17 protein-coding genes are annotated in these 16515 nt (G+C 51.5%); 6 read left to right on the top strand and 11 right to left on the bottom strand.

Features of this window, described 5'->3' with window-relative positions; genetic code table 11:
* Positions 1-36 precede the first annotated feature (36 nt).
* Positions 37-1035 carry a GlxA family transcriptional regulator gene (locus KHQ09_RS11630; RefSeq protein WP_022709850.1) on the bottom strand — a complete coding sequence of 333 codons (999 nt, stop codon included), beginning with the start codon at positions 1033-1035 and terminating at the stop codon, positions 37-39.
* A gap of 588 nt (positions 1036-1623) precedes the next feature.
* Here KHQ09_RS11630 and KHQ09_RS11625 point away from each other — a divergent pair.
* Positions 1624-1758: an entericidin A/B family lipoprotein gene (locus tag KHQ09_RS11625; protein ID WP_075656425.1), complete on the top strand. Its 135-nt coding sequence runs from the start codon at positions 1624-1626 to the stop codon at positions 1756-1758.
* A gap of 73 nt (positions 1759-1831) precedes the next feature.
* On the opposite strand, the gene KHQ09_RS11620 is transcribed toward KHQ09_RS11625, so the two are convergent.
* From KHQ09_RS11620 to KHQ09_RS11610, 3 genes are all read right to left on the bottom strand, one after another.
* Complete coding sequence (locus KHQ09_RS11620; RefSeq protein ID WP_238481625.1) at positions 1832-2887, bottom strand: quaternary amine ABC transporter ATP-binding protein; 1056 nt, start codon at positions 2885-2887, stop codon at positions 1832-1834.
* Complete coding sequence (locus KHQ09_RS11615; protein ID WP_075656271.1) at positions 2877-3767, bottom strand: ABC transporter permease; 891 nt, start codon at positions 3765-3767, stop codon at positions 2877-2879. The genes KHQ09_RS11620 and KHQ09_RS11615 overlap by 11 nt, the downstream gene beginning before the upstream one ends.
* A 227-nt stretch (positions 3768-3994) precedes the next feature.
* Positions 3995-5005, bottom strand: coding sequence for an ABC transporter substrate-binding protein (locus tag KHQ09_RS11610; RefSeq protein WP_022709846.1), 1011 nt, complete (start codon positions 5003-5005; stop codon positions 3995-3997).
* An 849-nt stretch (positions 5006-5854) separates the two neighbouring features.
* Here KHQ09_RS11610 and KHQ09_RS11605 point away from each other — a divergent pair.
* Entirely contained in the window at positions 5855-6283 is a 429-nt protein-coding gene (locus KHQ09_RS11605) for an EamA family transporter (protein ID WP_121991383.1), read from the top strand.
* On the opposite strand, the gene KHQ09_RS11600 is transcribed toward KHQ09_RS11605, so the two are convergent.
* A complete protein-coding gene (locus KHQ09_RS11600) occupies positions 6280-7065 on the bottom strand; it encodes a TSUP family transporter (RefSeq protein ID WP_213630874.1) in 786 nt (261 codons plus the stop codon). The genes KHQ09_RS11605 and KHQ09_RS11600 overlap by 4 nt on opposite strands.
* Before the next feature lie 257 nt (positions 7066-7322).
* Here KHQ09_RS11600 and KHQ09_RS11595 point away from each other — a divergent pair, with 257 nt between their 5' ends.
* Complete coding sequence (locus KHQ09_RS11595) at positions 7323-7775, top strand: tellurite resistance TerB family protein (RefSeq protein ID WP_075656273.1); 453 nt, start codon at positions 7323-7325, stop codon at positions 7773-7775.
* A gap of 64 nt (positions 7776-7839) precedes the next feature.
* On the opposite strand, the gene KHQ09_RS11590 is transcribed toward KHQ09_RS11595, so the two are convergent.
* A complete protein-coding gene (locus tag KHQ09_RS11590; protein WP_213598351.1) occupies positions 7840-8889 on the bottom strand; it encodes a P1 family peptidase in 1050 nt (349 codons plus the stop codon).
* Between the two features lie 37 nt (positions 8890-8926).
* Positions 8927-9997 (bottom strand): ABC transporter substrate-binding protein, encoded by a 1071-nt coding sequence (locus KHQ09_RS11585; RefSeq protein WP_213598349.1) that lies wholly within the window; start codon positions 9995-9997, stop codon positions 8927-8929.
* Positions 9998-10476: 479 nt separating this feature from the next.
* Between KHQ09_RS11585 and KHQ09_RS11580 the strand changes: the two genes are divergently transcribed.
* The 3 genes from KHQ09_RS11580 to KHQ09_RS11570 all read left to right on the top strand — a co-directional run bounded on the left by KHQ09_RS11580 (position 10477) and on the right by KHQ09_RS11570 (position 12704).
* Positions 10477-11019, top strand: a complete 543-nt coding sequence (locus KHQ09_RS11580) for a flavin reductase family protein (protein WP_213598347.1) — start codon at positions 10477-10479, stop codon at positions 11017-11019.
* Between the two features lie 122 nt (positions 11020-11141).
* Positions 11142-12044, top strand: a complete 903-nt coding sequence (locus KHQ09_RS11575) for an alpha/beta hydrolase (RefSeq protein WP_420801445.1) — start codon at positions 11142-11144, stop codon at positions 12042-12044.
* Positions 12045-12215: 171 nt separating this feature from the next.
* On the top strand, positions 12216-12704 hold the full coding sequence (locus tag KHQ09_RS11570; protein ID WP_238481624.1) for a hypothetical protein: 489 nt from the start codon (positions 12216-12218) through the stop codon (positions 12702-12704).
* 214 nt (positions 12705-12918) lie between these two features.
* On the opposite strand, the gene KHQ09_RS11565 is transcribed toward KHQ09_RS11570, so the two are convergent.
* Genes KHQ09_RS11565 through KHQ09_RS11550 form a run of 4 tightly spaced genes read right to left on the bottom strand, consistent with a single transcriptional unit; the run spans position 12919 to position 16509 of the window.
* Complete coding sequence (locus KHQ09_RS11565; RefSeq protein ID WP_116087655.1) at positions 12919-13689, bottom strand: ABC transporter ATP-binding protein; 771 nt, start codon at positions 13687-13689, stop codon at positions 12919-12921.
* Complete coding sequence (locus KHQ09_RS11560) at positions 13686-14522, bottom strand: ABC transporter ATP-binding protein (protein WP_213598345.1); 837 nt, start codon at positions 14520-14522, stop codon at positions 13686-13688. The genes KHQ09_RS11565 and KHQ09_RS11560 overlap by 4 nt, the downstream gene beginning before the upstream one ends.
* On the bottom strand, positions 14519-15448 hold the full coding sequence (locus KHQ09_RS11555; protein WP_022710892.1) for an ABC transporter permease: 930 nt from the start codon (positions 15446-15448) through the stop codon (positions 14519-14521). The genes KHQ09_RS11560 and KHQ09_RS11555 overlap by 4 nt, the downstream gene beginning before the upstream one ends.
* Entirely contained in the window at positions 15445-16509 is a 1065-nt protein-coding gene (locus KHQ09_RS11550) for an ABC transporter permease (RefSeq protein ID WP_022710893.1), read from the bottom strand. Before KHQ09_RS11550 ends, KHQ09_RS11555 begins: the two co-directional genes overlap by 4 nt.
* Between the last annotated feature and the right edge of the window lie 6 nt (positions 16510-16515).

Raw genomic sequence — 16515 nt, 5'->3', positions numbered from 1 at the left:
ATAAAAAGGCCGGTAAAACCGGCCTTTGCAGTGTTTCTAAGCAGCAATCAGCTGTTTTCTGTCGGCGCGTTCCTGCTGTGGTGAACGACCATAAAGTTCGCGATAGCATTTTGAGAAATGCGAGGCGGAGACAAAGCCACAGGCTACAGCCACCTCAACCACCGGCATAGAAGACTGGATCAGCAGATGGCGGGCGCGGTCGAGACGGATTTCCAGATAATAGCGGGCAGGGGAACGCCCCATTTCCTGACGGAACAGGCGTTCAATCTGGCGGCGGGACAAGCCGACATTACCGGCAACATCCAGCAGTGACAGAGGTTCTGTAAGGCAACCTTCCATCATCTCAATGATTGAGAGCACCTTGGAATTCTGTACGCCGAGACGGGCACGCAGTGGCAGGCGCTGGCGGTCATGCGGTTTGCGTACGCGATCTGTCAGTGCCTGTTCGCAAATGCTGTTGACCAGATTTTCATCAAAATCATCGCCGATCAGTTTCAGCATCATATCCAGCGCCGCGGTACCGCCTGCGCAAGTGTAGAGATTGCTGTCGATCTCAAACAAATCCGCATAGACCTCAGCCTTCGGAAAGGTTTCAGAAAAGCCGGGCAGATTTTCCCAGTGAATGGCGCAGCGTTTGCCGGAGAGTAATCCGGCCGATGCCAGAATATGCGCACCGGTGCACAGTCCACCGACGGAAATGCCGCGATTATAGGATTCACGCAGCCATGCCAGTGCAGATTTATTCTGATAATTCTCTACATGGACGCCTGAACAGACAAATACCATGCTGGGGCGGTTCTCGCCGATCAGATTGCGGCGTTCATCATCCAGCGATGTGTTCGCGGCAATCTCAATATCGCTGGATGCCATGACAGGCTTACCGTCTGCGGAGGCCAGCCGCCAGCGATAGGCTTCAAAACCGAGCATACGATTGGCAATGCGCAACGGTTCAATCGCCGTGGCAAAAGCAATCATAGAAAAATTCGGCACCAGAAAAAAGACAATAGACCGCTTAAGCCGTGCTTTATCATTCATGGCCATGTTCCCGCATTTTCAGAGCTGTCCTGTCGTAAAACAAGATGCTCAATTATTAATTTGTGCAGATCAGATCGGGCCAGAGAGAAGCCGGGTTTATCCTTTAAGGTGCTTTTCCCGTAAAACACTCTCTGTTTTGTCTGAACCGCTTTGTATAGTTTGATCTCTGAAAAGCCGGTTTTCTGTCCCACACAGACGGCGCAATCAGGATATCGGTATTGAGACATATTCTTTGGTCTTAGGGAAGTGCGGCCAAATGCCTGTCGCGAAATGGTAATTTTGTATCGAAAAATGGCGTGCAGACGCAATTTTTTTGTAATCTTAGAATTGGTGTAAAATGAAATTATGTCGCGAACGCTATATTGTTTGCGTCTCTTGATATCGTGCAAGGCACAGCCGGTAAGGCGCTCAATTATTTCCTGAATTATATTTTAGTGATGCAACCAGAAAGGGGCGTTCTGCGTTCCTTGTCATGAAACTGTTCGTTTTTTGTCAGGAGTGATGTGGTTTTCTAAGGCTATTCTTTGGGAAAACGCCCCGTAACTGACAGGCGATCAGGTTTTGGCTCATGATTTGGGAGATATCTTGATGAAAACTTCTGTATTCGCCCCGCTTGTTATTGTTATCTGTGCGCTGTCGCTGGCCGCTTGTGCCAATACGGTGCGCGGTGTCGGTAAGGACGTGAAAGACACCGGCCGTGCTGTTCAGCAGACCATTGAGTAAATAAGTATATAAAATACTCTAAAAGCCTGCATTGATCGCTCAATGCAGGCTTTTATTTTGAGATTTTATAAATTTAACGGCGTATCATCGCAGCCATAACCGAACTGACAGATGTCTGGCCGATGATGATGCCTTTTTCGCAGCACACATTGACCTGTTCAGTTTTTTCATCCACGAGTTTGCGCATTGCCTCTTCCAGCAGGGTGTCAAAACGGATCACCGGCAGATTGGTGTCTGCACCTTGCGGGGGTGTCATAATTGTATCCACACGGATAACCCGCCCGCGATTGACCTCCTGCACAAAGCTTTCAATATAAGCATCTGCCGGATTGAGTACGATATCCTGACCTGTGCCTTGCTGAATGATTTCACCATCGCGCAAAATGGCAATCCGGTCACCAAGCCGCAAGGCCTCATCCAGATCATGCGTGATAAATACAATGGTCTTTTTGATCTCTTTTTGCAGATCGAGCAGCACAGATTGCATATCCACACGGATCAGCGGATCAAGCGCGGAAAAGGCTTCATCCATCAGCAGGATCGGTGCATCATTGGTCAGCGCACGGGCAAGTCCCACGCGCTGCTGCATTCCGCCGGACAGCTGGTTCGGATATTTTTCCTCAAAGCCTTTCAGGCCGACACGGTCAATCCAGCGATGGGCTTCCTCCAACTGTCTGGCACGCGGCACCCCTTGTATCTCCAGCCCGTAGACGGTGTTTTCCAGAACTGTGCGATGCGGCAACAGGGCAAATTTCTGAAACACCATCGCGGTTTTGTGCCGCCGGAATGCGCGCAATTGCGCAGGCGACATGGTGACCACATCTTCATCGCCGACCAGAAGTTCACCGCTGGTCGGGTCAATCAGCCGGTTAATATGGCGGATAAGGGTGGATTTGCCGGAGCCGGACAAGCCCATAACCACCTGAATACAGCCAGCAGGCATATCAATATTAATGTCGCGCAGCCCCAGAATATGACCATGCTTGTCATTCAGTTCTGCTTTGGTCATGCCTTCTCTGACTAGCTGCACATAGGCTTTCGGATCATGACCGAAGATCTTGTAGAGATTGTGGATGGAGATGCCGGCTGCAGGTGTCTCAGCCGTCGATACAGACGGATTATTGGCCATGCGTGATCTCCAGATGTTTCTGCAACCGTGCGCCATAGGCCTGACTGATGCGGTCAAAAATAATGGCAATGCCGACAATGGCCATGCCGTTGAAAATACCCAAAGTGAAATACTGGTTGGAAATGGCTTTAAGTACCGGCTGTCCCAGCCCCTGCACGCCGATCATCGAGGCAATCACTACCATGGCCAGCGCCATCATGATTGTTTGGTTGATACCTGCCATAATGGTTGGCAGCGCCAGCGGCAGCTGCACATTTTTGAGCTTTTGCCACGGGGAGGAGCCGAAAGCATCTGCCGCTTCCAGCACGTCACGGTCGACCTGTCGGATGCCGAGATTGGTCAGGCGGATAATCGGCGGAATGGCGTAGATAACCACGGCAATCAGCCCCGGTACGCGGCCGATACCAAGCAGCATCACCACCGGAATGAGATAAACAAAGCTTGGCATGGTCTGCATAATATCCAGCACAGGGCTGATGACACTTTGCAACCGGTTGGATTTGGCCATCAGAATGCCGGTCGGGATGCCGACGAGAATGGCGATAACCGTACAGACAAAAATCATCGAGATTGTCTTCATCGTATCATCCCACATGCCGAGATAGCCGATGATAAACAAAGTGATGACAGAGCCGATGGTGATTTTGATGCTGCGGCTGGAGAACCATGCGATTGCGGCAATGAGCAGTAATATGACCGGCCAAGGTGTGCCTGTCATAAAGCGTTCTGCCTGAATCAGAAAATATTGCAGCGGGTTGAAAAAGCCCTCAATGGCATCCCCGTAGGCACGGGTGAAGCTGCGGAATGTCTCGTCAATGGCTTTTTTGAGATTGGTAAGTGTCGCATTGTCGAGATTGGGAAAGCGGTACAGCCAGTCCATGAAGCGTCTGTTCTCCGATTTGCAACTCATTCAATTTCTTAAACACTCCCTGTCCGGCACTATGAGGCCGGACAGGGATTTTTGAAGAGGCTTTGTCACTGATAAAAATCAGTGACTAGAGCGTGTCGCGTTTACTCGTACCCACTGCGTTCGCTCTAGATTCTTTTCATTGTCGCATGTTCGCGGTAGCTCAAATGAATTCATTTGAGCGCGACATGCTCTAAGGATCAGATCGCAGCTTTCACTTTTTCCGCCACATCCGCCGGAACCCACTTCGTCCACATATCTTCCTGTGTTTTCAGGAAGTGGACAGCAGCCTGTTCACCGGTTGCCTGATTGTCGGTCATCCATGCGAGCAGCTTGTTCAGCGTTTCATTCGACCATGACCGGTTTTTCAGATAATCGAGGGCAGGGCCTGCACGATCAGAGAATTTCTTGGTGACCAGTGTTTGCACACGATCTTTTGGCCAGCCATTTTTCTTCGGATCTGGACAGTCGAGCACGGTGTTGCAGCGTTTCCATTCAGCTTCATCAATGTCATAGCCGGTTTTCAGCATGACCATTTCATATTTGCCGAGCAGGGCGGTTGGTGCCCAATAGAAGGCAGCAATCGGCTCTTTGCGCTCATTGGCTTTGGCGATAGCGCCGTCCAGACCGGCTGCGGATCCGGTATCAATCAGATTGAAACCGGCTTTTTCAAATTCAAAAGCCTTGTAGAACTGGCTGGTAACAACCGTGCCGCCCCAACCCGGTGCACCATTATAAATAGCGCCCTTGGACGGATTTTCCGGATCGGGAAACAGATCAGGATGTTTCAGCAAGTCGTCGAAGGTTTTAATGTCAGGGTTTTTATCGGCAATATATTTTGGAATCCACCAGCCCTGTTCACCGCCATCGGGCAGGGACTCGGACACGGCAATAATTTTGCCGTCATCAAAACCTTTTTTAACAATATCGGGCAGCAGATCGACCCAGCCTTCCGGAGCAATATCCGGCTGACCTTTTTCTACCATGGATGTGATGGTCGGTACTGTATCGCCGACAACGATTTCCGCATTGCAGCCATAGCCTGCGGTGAGAATGATTTTATCAAGATTGGAAAGCAGTTCTGCGGACTGCCAGTTCATATTGGAAATGGTGACTTCACCGCATTCGGCAGCTTGTGCAGACACAGACATCATGCCGGAAGCCGTCAAAAGACCGGCGGCCAGAATAGTTGAAGCAAAGAGCCTCTTCATATGTGTTCTCCTATTCCCCTTGGTACCGGTTGTTATCTGTCTTCCGGTGGTACCGGTGCCGGAGACAGTTAATTTTTTATAATGATATGCAATATTCTAAGCAGCAAACTGTGCGGCTTCACAACGACGATCTGTAACGAATTAGCGACATTCCTATTTAAAGAGTGAAAAACTTTGCCGCTGCCAGTTGTTTTATGACAGAAGAGAAATGGAGTGCTTCAGTTTTAAAAATGTGACTTATTTTGTCATGAAGATTTTGTGGGTAATATTTAGGTTGGTGTAAAATCAGATAAAAATAGTGATATTATACTTTGAGAGATTTTAAGTATCACTTTGATAGTAAAGAGATTTTTGGATGGCGTAAGCAGTCTGTGCTACAGGCGCGAAAAAACTCGCTCTGGCATAACAGGCGGGGAAGATTTCTCAGAATTTAGAGCGGAGAAAATACAGGTGCAGGCTTGGCTGCGGCTGCACACAGAGAGCAGATACGGCAAAAACCGCGCTATCGCTTTTAAGCTTGCGCGGTGATTGCCAAAATACGCTTGGCTTATCTGCCTCACTCAACGCGGCAGATAAAATACAACTCCGGTACGCAGTACCTGATCCGGAGCGGGAGACATAAATGTCTCTTATCCACTCTTTTAAACACACATCGTTACCGTTCGGTTATCAAGAGTTTAACGGGTGGTAAATATGCAGTTTTTTTGATTGTTTTTCTCTCAGGATGCAGATTATTTCTATTGTGCAATACATTAATTGATGAGCTGCGTGACCATTATTGTTAGTAGCATCTGAAAACTCAGAAGATTATTTACAAGAAACGCAGAAGATAAAGTTAAGGAACAGACAATGACGGAAAGCTGGCAATTCTGGGCGCTGGTATCAGCTGCATTTGCGGCACTGACAGCAATTTTTGCCAAGCTGGGTATTGCCGGAATTAATTCGGATTTTGCGACCTTTATCCGTACATTGGTGATTATCGCAGCCTTGTGTCTGTTCCTCACTATCAGCGGGCAGTGGCAGAAAACATCCGACATTTCGGCAAAGAGCTGGTTGTTTCTGGTTCTGTCAGGGCTGGCAACCGGTGCGTCATGGATCGCTTATTTTCGTGCGCTTAAAATCGGGGATGCCGCGCGTGTTGCACCGGTAGACAAGCTCTCAATCATTATGGTGGCAATTTTCGGCGTGATTTTTCTCGGCGAAAAACTCTCCGCGATAAACTGGGCCGGTGTGGTGATGATCGCAGGCGGCGTTATTCTGCTGACCTTAAAAGTTTAAAACCCGATCCAGAGACGCAGCGGATTGCTTGGCTCCATCAGCAGGCGGATTGTAAGCAGGATACAGGTGATAATCAGCAATGGCTTGATGAGACCTGCGCCGACACGCATTGCCAGATGGGCACCGGCTGTGGCGCCGAACATTTGGGCGACACCCATCACCAGACCGATTTTCCAGTTAATCGCACCGAAGGCCAAAAAGGTCAGGAAGCTGCCGAAATTAGAGGCAAAGTTGAGCAATTTTGTGTGGGCGGTTGCTTTGAGCAGGCCATAGCCTGCCAGCGACACAAAGCACAGCATGAAGAATGAGCCGGTGCCGGGGCCAAACAAGCCGTCATAAAAACCGATCAGCGGCACGATGGTTGCACCGAAGAGAAACGGCTTCATGCGCTGAACGCGGCTGACATCGCCTGCATTCGGTTTCAGGGCGAAGTAAATGGCGATGGCAATCAGGAGAATTGGCAGCAAGCCATAGAGAAAATCACCCGGAATATAGGTGGCCAGCAGGGCACCAAGCACAGCGCCGAGACCGGACATTAAAGCTTGCGGCAATTGCTCCCTGATATTGACATGGCCTTTGCGCGCATAGGACAGGGTTGCGGAAGATGAGCCGAACAGCGATTGCAACTTGTTGGTGCCCAGTGCCTCAACAGGTGGAATACCGGCCAGCATCAGCGCCGGAACGGTAATCATACCACCGCCGCCTGCAATCGCGTCAATAAAACCGGCAATAAAACCGGCGAGAGCGAGCAGCAAAAGCAGGGAATCAATGGAGGCGGTCATAGACGCGAACATGGGGGGAACCGTTCAGAACTGTGCAGCGGGTCTTGCGGAGAGGGGCAAAGCAGGCGGCGGGCTTTTATGTTGGGAACAATTCATAAAGACTGCCGGATAGAGGTGCAAGATGGGACAGAACAATAACGGAATTGTTTATTTAAGCTTGTCTTATTTCTAAAGAGTTGCAAGGCAGGGCTTGTCATTTGGCCGCAGTCTTGCCAACACTGCATTTCTTAAAAGACTTGCGTTTTTCGGGGACGATGATGAGTGAAACGATTTTTGAGCGTATCAGCGCTTATCTGAGCAAGAAGACTGCTGTGCAGCGCCTGTCGGAGGATCCGGCTCTGGTCTCCGAATTGCTGCTGCTGGTGCGGTTGGTTTTTGCCGACGGACAGAAAAATCAGGCTGAAATGAATGCATTATTGCGCATCATGCAGCATGATTTTGATATCAAACCGGAAGAACTGCCTGAAGTGGCAGATTATCTGAAAACATTCTCCTATGAGACGACCAGTACGCAGGCTGCCGCTTTGTTTAGCGAAATGGTGCCGGAACGCCGTCAGTCGCTTGTCGGACATCTGCTGACCATTGCAAAAGCGGATAATGAAATTCATCCGGCGGAAAGTGCATTGATTGCCCGTGTGGTTGAGCAGCTGAATGTTACACCGGAGGAGCTGTTTGAGCGCCGTCAGAATAGCGGACAGGTTGAAGATTAAGCACACTCCCTCAAGTAGGGTAATAAACAAAGAAAGAGCGCGCCCCGACCGGCGCGCTTTTTATTTATTCTCCGCTCAAACTCCAGCACGAGAACAGGTCATTTTCTCTCGGTGCAGCATGATAGACTCCGCGTGCTACAGCGCGTGCCATGGTTGAAGCCGCAGCGGCGCAAAGATCAATGAAATCTTCAACCGAGGGTTCAATGCCGCTGGCACCGGTGGCGAGTGCAAAGATCAGATCACCGTCAAAAGGTGTATGCGCCGGCCAGATCGCGCGGGAGTAGCCGTCATGGGCAGCAATCGCCAGACGCTTGGCCTGTGCTTTTGTTAGAACCGCATCGGTGGCAATGGTGCCGATGGTGGTGTTGGCTGCAGGTGGCAGTGCAGTGCCATTGTCACGGAATTTTATGCGCAAATCTGTCGCATTTGCAGGCATAGGTGAGGGGTAACCAATCCCGCCGAATTCATTATCCTGCTCAAATGGCGCAGCCCAGAAATGCCTTGTATCGCCGACTGTGACAGAGCCGACAGCATTGACTGCAACCAGTGCGCCCATGGTCAGGCCATTCGGCAGTCTGTGAGAGGCAGAGCCAAGTCCGCCTTTGAAGCCGGCGACCAGAGCACCGGCACCGGCACCATAGCTGCCGAGTTCAAAGTCTTCTGACGCATTTTCCGCTGCCAGATAGCCAAGCTCGCGATAGGGCGGGTAACGTCCCCAGTCTTTATTGCCGCCATTATGCATGTCAAAGAGAATGGCAGAGGGGACAATCGGAATATGATGCCCTGCCGCTTCAAAACCGATTTTTCTCTCGCGCAAGTAAGCCTGCACACCGGAAGCGGAATCCAGACCGAATGCCGAACCGCCGGAAAGCACAATCGCATTCACGCTTTGCACGGTATTATGCGGCTCCAGCAGATCGGTTTCCCGCGCTCCGGGCGCACCGCCCAGCACTTGCACCGCAGCGGTGGTTTCACGGTCACAGAGAATAGTTGTGACGCCGGTTTTGATATGCTCGTCCTGTGCATTGCCAACCCGCAGCCCTGCTACATCGGTAATCAGATTTCGCGGGCCGGAAACAGTGGTGTTGTGGCTGTGGCTCAGCGGCTTTGTCATTTTCTGTCCCCCCATTTTGGTTTTTCCCATTTTGATTTTATTGTACCGGTTCAAAATCCTTGCCGTTAAAGCGCATCAGCCGGTAGGGATTTTCCTGCCGCAAACCTGCAGGCGTAAAGCTGACGGTGCCACCGGCTGTTTCAAAACGGGTTGCATATAAAAGATCGATCGCGATTTTTTGCGTTTCTGACGGATTGGTCAGGATCTGTGCGGCAATTTGCAGGGCGCTATAGGCCTCTAATGCATAACCGTCAGCCTTCATATCCTGCGTATCCGGTTGCTTTTCAGCCATAGCGGTAATGGCTTTAACTGCGCTTTCTGCCGAAGCCTGTGTAATGGCTTCAGGAATGGCACTCATCAGCAGTCCTGCTGGCAACGGGTTTTGCGGATCAACGCGCAGAAATGTTTCGCTGCCTGCTATTGTCAAAGGCCAGTTGGCAGCTGCTGCACTGCGGGCAATGACTGAAGCATCATCTCCTTCACCGCCGAGCAGAATATGGTTGATACCCGCACGTTTCAGCCGTGAGATTAAAGCATTTTGCGAGGTTTGTGCCGGACGGTAAGTGTCGGTCAATGCCGGTTCAAGGCCGCGGGATTTGAAAGCCAGCAGAGCATCGCGCGCAAAGTCACGACCCTGAACGGTTCCGTCTTCAATCAAAGCAAAAGGAACGGTGCGCCAGAGAGGGGCGAGCTTATCAGCCAGAACTGCCGTTGCGAGCTTACGATCCGGCTGCAACCGGAAAATACCGAAACTTTGTCTGGTTTCTTGCTCAAGAATTGTTGGCTGGCGGCTGCCGAGACTGAGAATGGCTATGCCGTCGCGCGCCAGTACCGGTGCCGCACCTTCCAGCGATTCACTGCACAGATAGCCGATAACGACTTTGACTTTTGCCTGTCTGAGTTTCTCAGCTGTGGCTGCATCCTGATCCGCTTTGCAATATTCTTGCATATAGACAAGGCTGACCGGATATTGGTTTTGAATTTTGGCCGCTTCCGCACCAAGCATGATCTGTTTTGCCAGCGTGGCATAAGGCCCTTCAAAAGGGGCAACAATACCGATTTGCAGGGGAGAATTATCAGCCTGTGTCTGGCCGTGAGCGGTGCTCATGGTCAGCGCTGATAGTCCGGTACAAAGACAGTAAAGCGTGGCGGCAAGTCTCATGAGATGCGGGTTCAACCTTGATAAGAAAATTCTGACCTCAGAGGTAGTGTGTTCTGCATCTGCTTGCAATGGCTTAGTATCTGATCCAAAACCGCCTGACTTGGCTGCAAATGGCAATTTTCTCCGCTTCCGTACTCACGTACATTAAGTACGCTCCGTGCGGATGCTCAAAAATCACCATTTTCGCTTGTGTCAGTCGCTTTTTGATTCAGATACTTAAACTTGTTCCGGCCACACCTACGTAACTGTGCTGATTTTCTGTTGTCGTCTTTAGAATTCTGCTTTTATAGAGTTAAACGACAGTCCTCACTGTCATTTGATTGCTAAAATTGAGGAGTTGGTACTGTAAAGTGGGCACCGGACGTGTAAGAGGGTGTTGAAATCTTATGCGCATTTTATAGTGGTGCACTGGCAGAGCGATATAAATGAATATGGTAAAGTCTATTGTGACGACAAATCAGGCTGTGGATCCGCTGAACTATCGCAATGCGATGAGCCAGTTTGCCGGTGCTGTGAATATTGTGACGACTGACGGTCCGGCCGGACGCCGTGCTCTGACGCTTTCTGCCGGTTGTTCTGTATCGGATAATCCGGCGACTATTCTGATCTGCCTGCAGCGTGTGCATACCGATAATCTGATGTTCATTGAAAACGGTGTTTTTGCTTTCAATGTGCTTCATGCGGGGCAAAAAGATCTCGCGGAGGCTTTTGCCGGCCGCAATCACCTGACCATGGAAGAGCGTTTTGCCTTGGCTGAGTGGGATGTCATGGCGACAGGTTCACCGGTTCTCAAAGGCGCGCTGGCAAATCTCGATTGCAAGATCATCTCGCGTCAGGATCATGCCACGCATCATGTTCTGTTCGGGGAAGTGCTGGCTTTGCGACAGATTTCTGCGGAACAGTCGCAGGCCGAGGGCAATGAAGCGCTGGTTTATCTCAACCGCTCCTATCATCAGCTCAAAATCTGAAGCCTGTTAATTAAACGAGACTTGGTTTGACAAAAATACCCGTGCGCAGCACTCTGCGCGCGGGTATTTTTATTATGAGAATGCTCAAGGACTAAAAGGGGAGGCTGCAAAGGGAGATTGCAGTGGGAGTTTTGGGAATTTCATTGCGGCCTGCGGGGGCGCTGGTTCTGGTTGCGGGATTATTCTGCACTGGTGCGGCTCATGCGCAACCGCCGTTACAACCTTTTAAAGACGACTTGTTTTCTGCGCAGACCGTGCTGAAAAGCGCCGATGGCGGCAATTATCTCATCCTCGATTATAATGAAATGCGCGACATCAACGGGCGCGATACCATTGTAGAGAAGCGGGTGCAGGATAAATATGTCTCGCTGAAAATACGGGCACAGCAGAAGGATGTGACTGTGCCGACTGCAGCGGGCGTGGTGAAGACCTATCAGGTCGGCAAATTGACACCGCAGACCTCCATGATTGTGCTCTATCTCCATGGTAAAGGCGGCAACCGCCATCAGGGCGTGAATGACTTTACATTTGGTGGCAATTTTAACCGGCTTAAAAATCTGGTGGTGCAGGGCGGCGGTGTTTATCTCGCCCCTGATTTTTCGGATTTCGCAGCCAAGGGAACTTCAGAAATTTCCGGATTGATTGCGGCCATGAAGCAGCAGGCACCACGCGCCAGGGTGATTGTCACCTGTGGCTCTGCGGGTGGTGTGCTGTGCTGGCAATTGACTGCCGATGCAACTGCGGCGCAGCAGATTGACGGGCTGGCACTGCTCGGCTCCCTCTGGGATGACCAGTTCCGCAAGAGTGTTGCGTTTAAACGCAAGGTTCCGGTTTTCTTAAGCCATGGTAGTCGTGATCCGGTTTTTGCGATTGACAGTCAGGAAGCTTTTTACCGGTCTTTGCGCAAAACAAAGGGCGGATATCCGGTGGTGATGCATCGTTATGAAAGCGGCAATCACGGTACGCCGATCCGCATGACAGACTGGCGGGTGGCATTGAACTGGCTGGTTAGCAAGGCTCCATAAAATCTGTTGCGGATAATGGCCGTGCAGGACATTTTGACTGTGGAGCATGAAGGATTGTTGGTCAGTGTGACTGTGCTGCCACTCGACATTTGGGAAAAAGCGAATAGGTTCGGCTCAGAAAAAAGTGAAGATTTCACAGTAATAACATCTGTTTTATGAATGAGGCATGGTATGCGCACCAGCACAGGTTCCGCAAAACGTTTTGTACTTCTGGCAATGTTTGCTCCGCTGGTTGCCGCCTGTACCACAACATCCAACACAACTCCGGCTCCGACAACGGCTGCTGCACAGGCGCCGGTTCCGGTTGCTTCGCAAATGCCGAGCTTCCCGCAATTTGTGCGTAGCAATGTAGCGCCTGAACTGGCAAATCCGTGCATTACAGCAGCGGCTAACCGCTACTATATTCCGGAGCGCGTGGTTACTGCTGTAGACAGCCGTCCGGGCGGCGGTGGCAATACGGATGTGATCCTGAAAGTGGATTCCCGTGATGCACGCTGCACAATCAGCGCCAACGGTACTGTGCGTTCGGTTGTTGATACCAGCCCGATGAGTGCCGATCAGCGCGCAGCTAATGAAGCAGCTGCTAAAGCGCCTGCAGCAACGCCTGCCAAGGCTGCACCTGCGAAAAAATCTGCAGCAAAGCAGAAAAAGGCCAGCTGATTTTCTAGAGCGCCGTGCGCCCTCTCGGGCGCACAAAGGTCGCTCTAACATTTTATAGGCTGAGAATTACAAAAAAGCCGCTCTTAATGCAGAGCGGCTTTTTTATTTGAGAAAATGATTCCGGTAGTGGTGCTAACCATCTGAAATTATGTGTAGATAAAGAAAAGGCCGCGGTCGTGAGACACGCGGCCTGATTTTTAATGATGTCAGGAAATCAGCGTTTGAAGCCTTCACTGGCAACCATCAGATTGCGTGTATAGTCTTCTTTCAGATTGCCCTTGGCGAGATCATCAGCTTTGAGTTTCTCTACAATCGTACCGTTCTGCATTACCGCCAGCTCATCACACATATGGGTGATAACTGCGAGATCGTGACTGACCATAACGAAAGTCAGTTTACGGTCGCGACGGATCTGCTCCAGCAGGTTGAGCACTTCCGCCTGAACGGAAGCATCAAGTGCGGAAGTCGGTTCATCCAGCAACAGAATGCTTGGCTCCACGATGAGAGCGCGGGCAATCGCAATACGCTGACGCTGACCACCGGAAAGCTGGTGCGGATAGCGGAAGCGGAAGCCGGAGCCCAAGCCTACTTCATCCAATGCACGGACAATACGCTTCTCCGTGTCTTTGATGCCGTGGATAGCCAATGGCTCAAGCAAAAGGCGATCTACGGTCTGGCGCGGGTGAAGGGAACCGTAAGGATCCTGAAACACCATCTGTACCGTGTTATAGAAGGCCTTGTCACGCGGGTTTGGTATTGGCTTGCCGTTGACCTCAATCTTGCCGGAAGAGGTTGGTGCCAGTCCTGCAACTGCGCGCAGCAGTGTGGACTTGCCCGAGCCGGATTCACCGACCAGACCAAAGGAGGAGCCATTAGCAACCGTGATCGACGCATCTTTCAACGCGTGAAATTCATTGAACAATACATTGAGATTTTCAATGAACAATGCCGGATTGGCAGGTGTTTTTGTACTGGTACCGGTCATACGCTCCACTCCGCCTGACGTTGCAGGGTTGGCAGCGGATGACGGTCAGCGCCGATCTTAGGCATGCAGTTCAGAAGCCCCTGAGTATATGGATGTTTGGCATTGGCCAGATCACTGGCAGCAATTTCTTCAACAATACGACCGGCATACATCACGATAACGCGGTCGCAGAATGAGGAAACCAGACGCAGATCGTGGCTGATAAAGATCAGCCCCATTCCGCGGTCTGCCACCAGCTTGTCGAGAATACCAAGCACTTCAAGCTGAACGGTAACGTCGAGAGCCGAAGTCGGTTCATCGGCGATCAGCAGTTCAGGCTGAGCAATCAGCATCATCGCGATCATTACGCGCTGTCCCATACCGCCGGATACTTCATGCGGATAGAGATCAAAGACGCGCTCCGGATCACGGATCTGTACCGCTTCCAGCATTTCCAGAGCCTTTTGACGGGCTTCGGATTTTTTGACCGGTGCATGAGCCGAAAGCGTCTCAATAATCTGGCGACCAATGGTCATAACCGGATTGAGCGAATATTTCGGATCCTGCAGAACCATGGCCACGCGGCTGCCGCGCAAAGCACGGCGTTCTTTTGCAGAGATGCCGAGCAGATTAATACCGTCAAATTCCAGACGCTTGGCAGTGATTTTTGCATGGGGCGGTGTCAGCCCCATGATGGCGCGGCCGGTCTGGGATTTACCCGAGCCGGATTCACCCACAATGCCCAGACGCTCACGTCCCAGCGTGAAAGACACGCCGCGAACAGCCTCAATCGAGCCGGTGCGGGTAGGGAAGGATACCCGCAGATCGTCAACATAAAGCAGCTTGTCACTCATTGGTTGTTGCCTCGCGGATCAAGAGCGTCACGCAGGCCGTCACCAAGCAGGTTGAAGCCAAGGCTGACAATGAGAATGGCCATGCCCGGCACAGCGGCTACCCACCACTGGTCGAGAATGAAGCGACGGCCGGAAGCAATCATTGCACCCCATTCAGGAAGCGGCGGCTGAGCACCGAGACCCAGGAAGCCAAGACCGGCAGCGGTCAGAATAATACCGGCCATATCCAGCGTCACACGAACGATCAGCGAGGACAGGCAGAGCGGCATAATATGACGGATGACAATACGGGCAGGGGATGCGCCCATCAGTTTCACAGCTGAAATATAGTCCGAATTGCGCAGTGTCAGTGTTTCTGCACGGGCAATACGGGCATAAGGCGGCCATGAGGTGATGGCGATAGCAATAACCGCATTTTCAATGCCGGGTCCGAGAGCAGCAACAAAAGCGAGCGCCAGAATGAGCTTCGGAAAAGCAAGGAAAATATCGGTAATACGCATCAGCAGCGCATCAACCCAGCCACCGGCATAACCGGCTACAGTGCCGACCAGAAGACCGACTGGTGCCGACAGAATAGCAACCAGCAGAACAACATAGAGTGTCCAGCGGGAGCCGTAGATCAGGCGGGAGAGAATATCGCGCCCCTGATCGTCGGTGCCGAGCAGATAGCCCGGTGAACCCATTGGCAGCAGGCGTGAATTGGCCAGATCACCGGAAACCGGTGAATGCGGTGCCAGCCATGGTGCAAAGGCAGCCACGAATACCAGCAGACCGATGATAATCAGGCCGAGTACCGCAAGTTTATTCGCGGTAAAACGGCGCCAGATCATGTAGGAACGGCCGAGTTTGGCTTGTGCACGGGATTGCGGACGCTCAGTGAGCAGCCATTCCCGCCATGTTTCTTTTGGAAGTGTTGTCTCACTCATCGTGCGCGCGTCCGTGGGTCGAGTGTCCGATAGAGCAGATCGGAAAGCAGATTAAGGGCAATAAACACAGAGCCGATGATAATGGTGCCGCCGAGAACAGCATTCATATCAGCGCTTTGCAGAGAATTGGTGATGTACAGACCAAGACCCGGCCATGAGAACACGGTTTCAGTCAGAACCGAGCCTTCCAGCATACCGGCATAGGACAGGGCAATCACAGTCACAAGCGGCACTGCCGCATTGCGCAGGGCATGACCCCAGATGATCTTGGTTTCGCTTAAGCCCTTTGCACGCGCTGCAACGATATATTCCTGATCCAGCTCATTGAGCATGAAAGAACGGGTCATGCGGCTGATATAGGCCAGAGAGAAATAACCGAGCAGCGAGGCAGGCAGAATGATATGCGAGAGAATATTCCCCAACGCATCCCACTGGCGCTGAATAATCGCATCCAGCATATAAAGACCGGTGATCGGCGTGAAGGTATATTCATAGGCCACATCAATACGACCCGGACCTGCAACCCAGCCAAGTTTGGCGTAGAAAATCAGCAGACAGATCATGCCGAGCCAGAAGATCGGAACGGAATAGCCAAACAGACCGATAACACGCACCAGCTGATCGATGAAGCTGCCGCGCTTTACAGCCGCGAGCACACCGAGCGGAATGCCGAAGACAGCGCCGATCAGCGTGCCGATTGTCGCCAGTTCCATTGTTGCAGGGAAAACGCGCTTGATGTCAGTCATAACCGGATTGGAGGTCAGAACCGACATGCCGAAATCGCCGGACAGGGCTTTTTGAACATAAATAATGAATTGCTGCCAGATCGGCAGATTTAATCCTAACTCTTCGCGGGTGCGCTCAATAACATGAGCCGGTGCGCGGTCACCGAGAATTGCAAGAACCGGATCAATCGGAATGACGCGACCAATGAAGAAGGTCACAGCCAGCAGTCCGAGATAGGTTGTGATGACGACCAGCAAGAAGCTCCCGATCCCGAGAGCCCATTTGCTGATCCGGGCGTTTTTGCGCCCGGATGCTGTAATAGTGGTTACACTCATACCGTA

This window comes from Pseudochrobactrum algeriensis (genome assembly GCF_018436245.1).
Lineage (GTDB): Bacteria > Pseudomonadota > Alphaproteobacteria > Rhizobiales > Rhizobiaceae > Pseudochrobactrum > Pseudochrobactrum saccharolyticum.
Note: the sequence above shows the minus strand (reverse complement) of the source record. Positions and strands in the feature narration are given on the sequence as shown.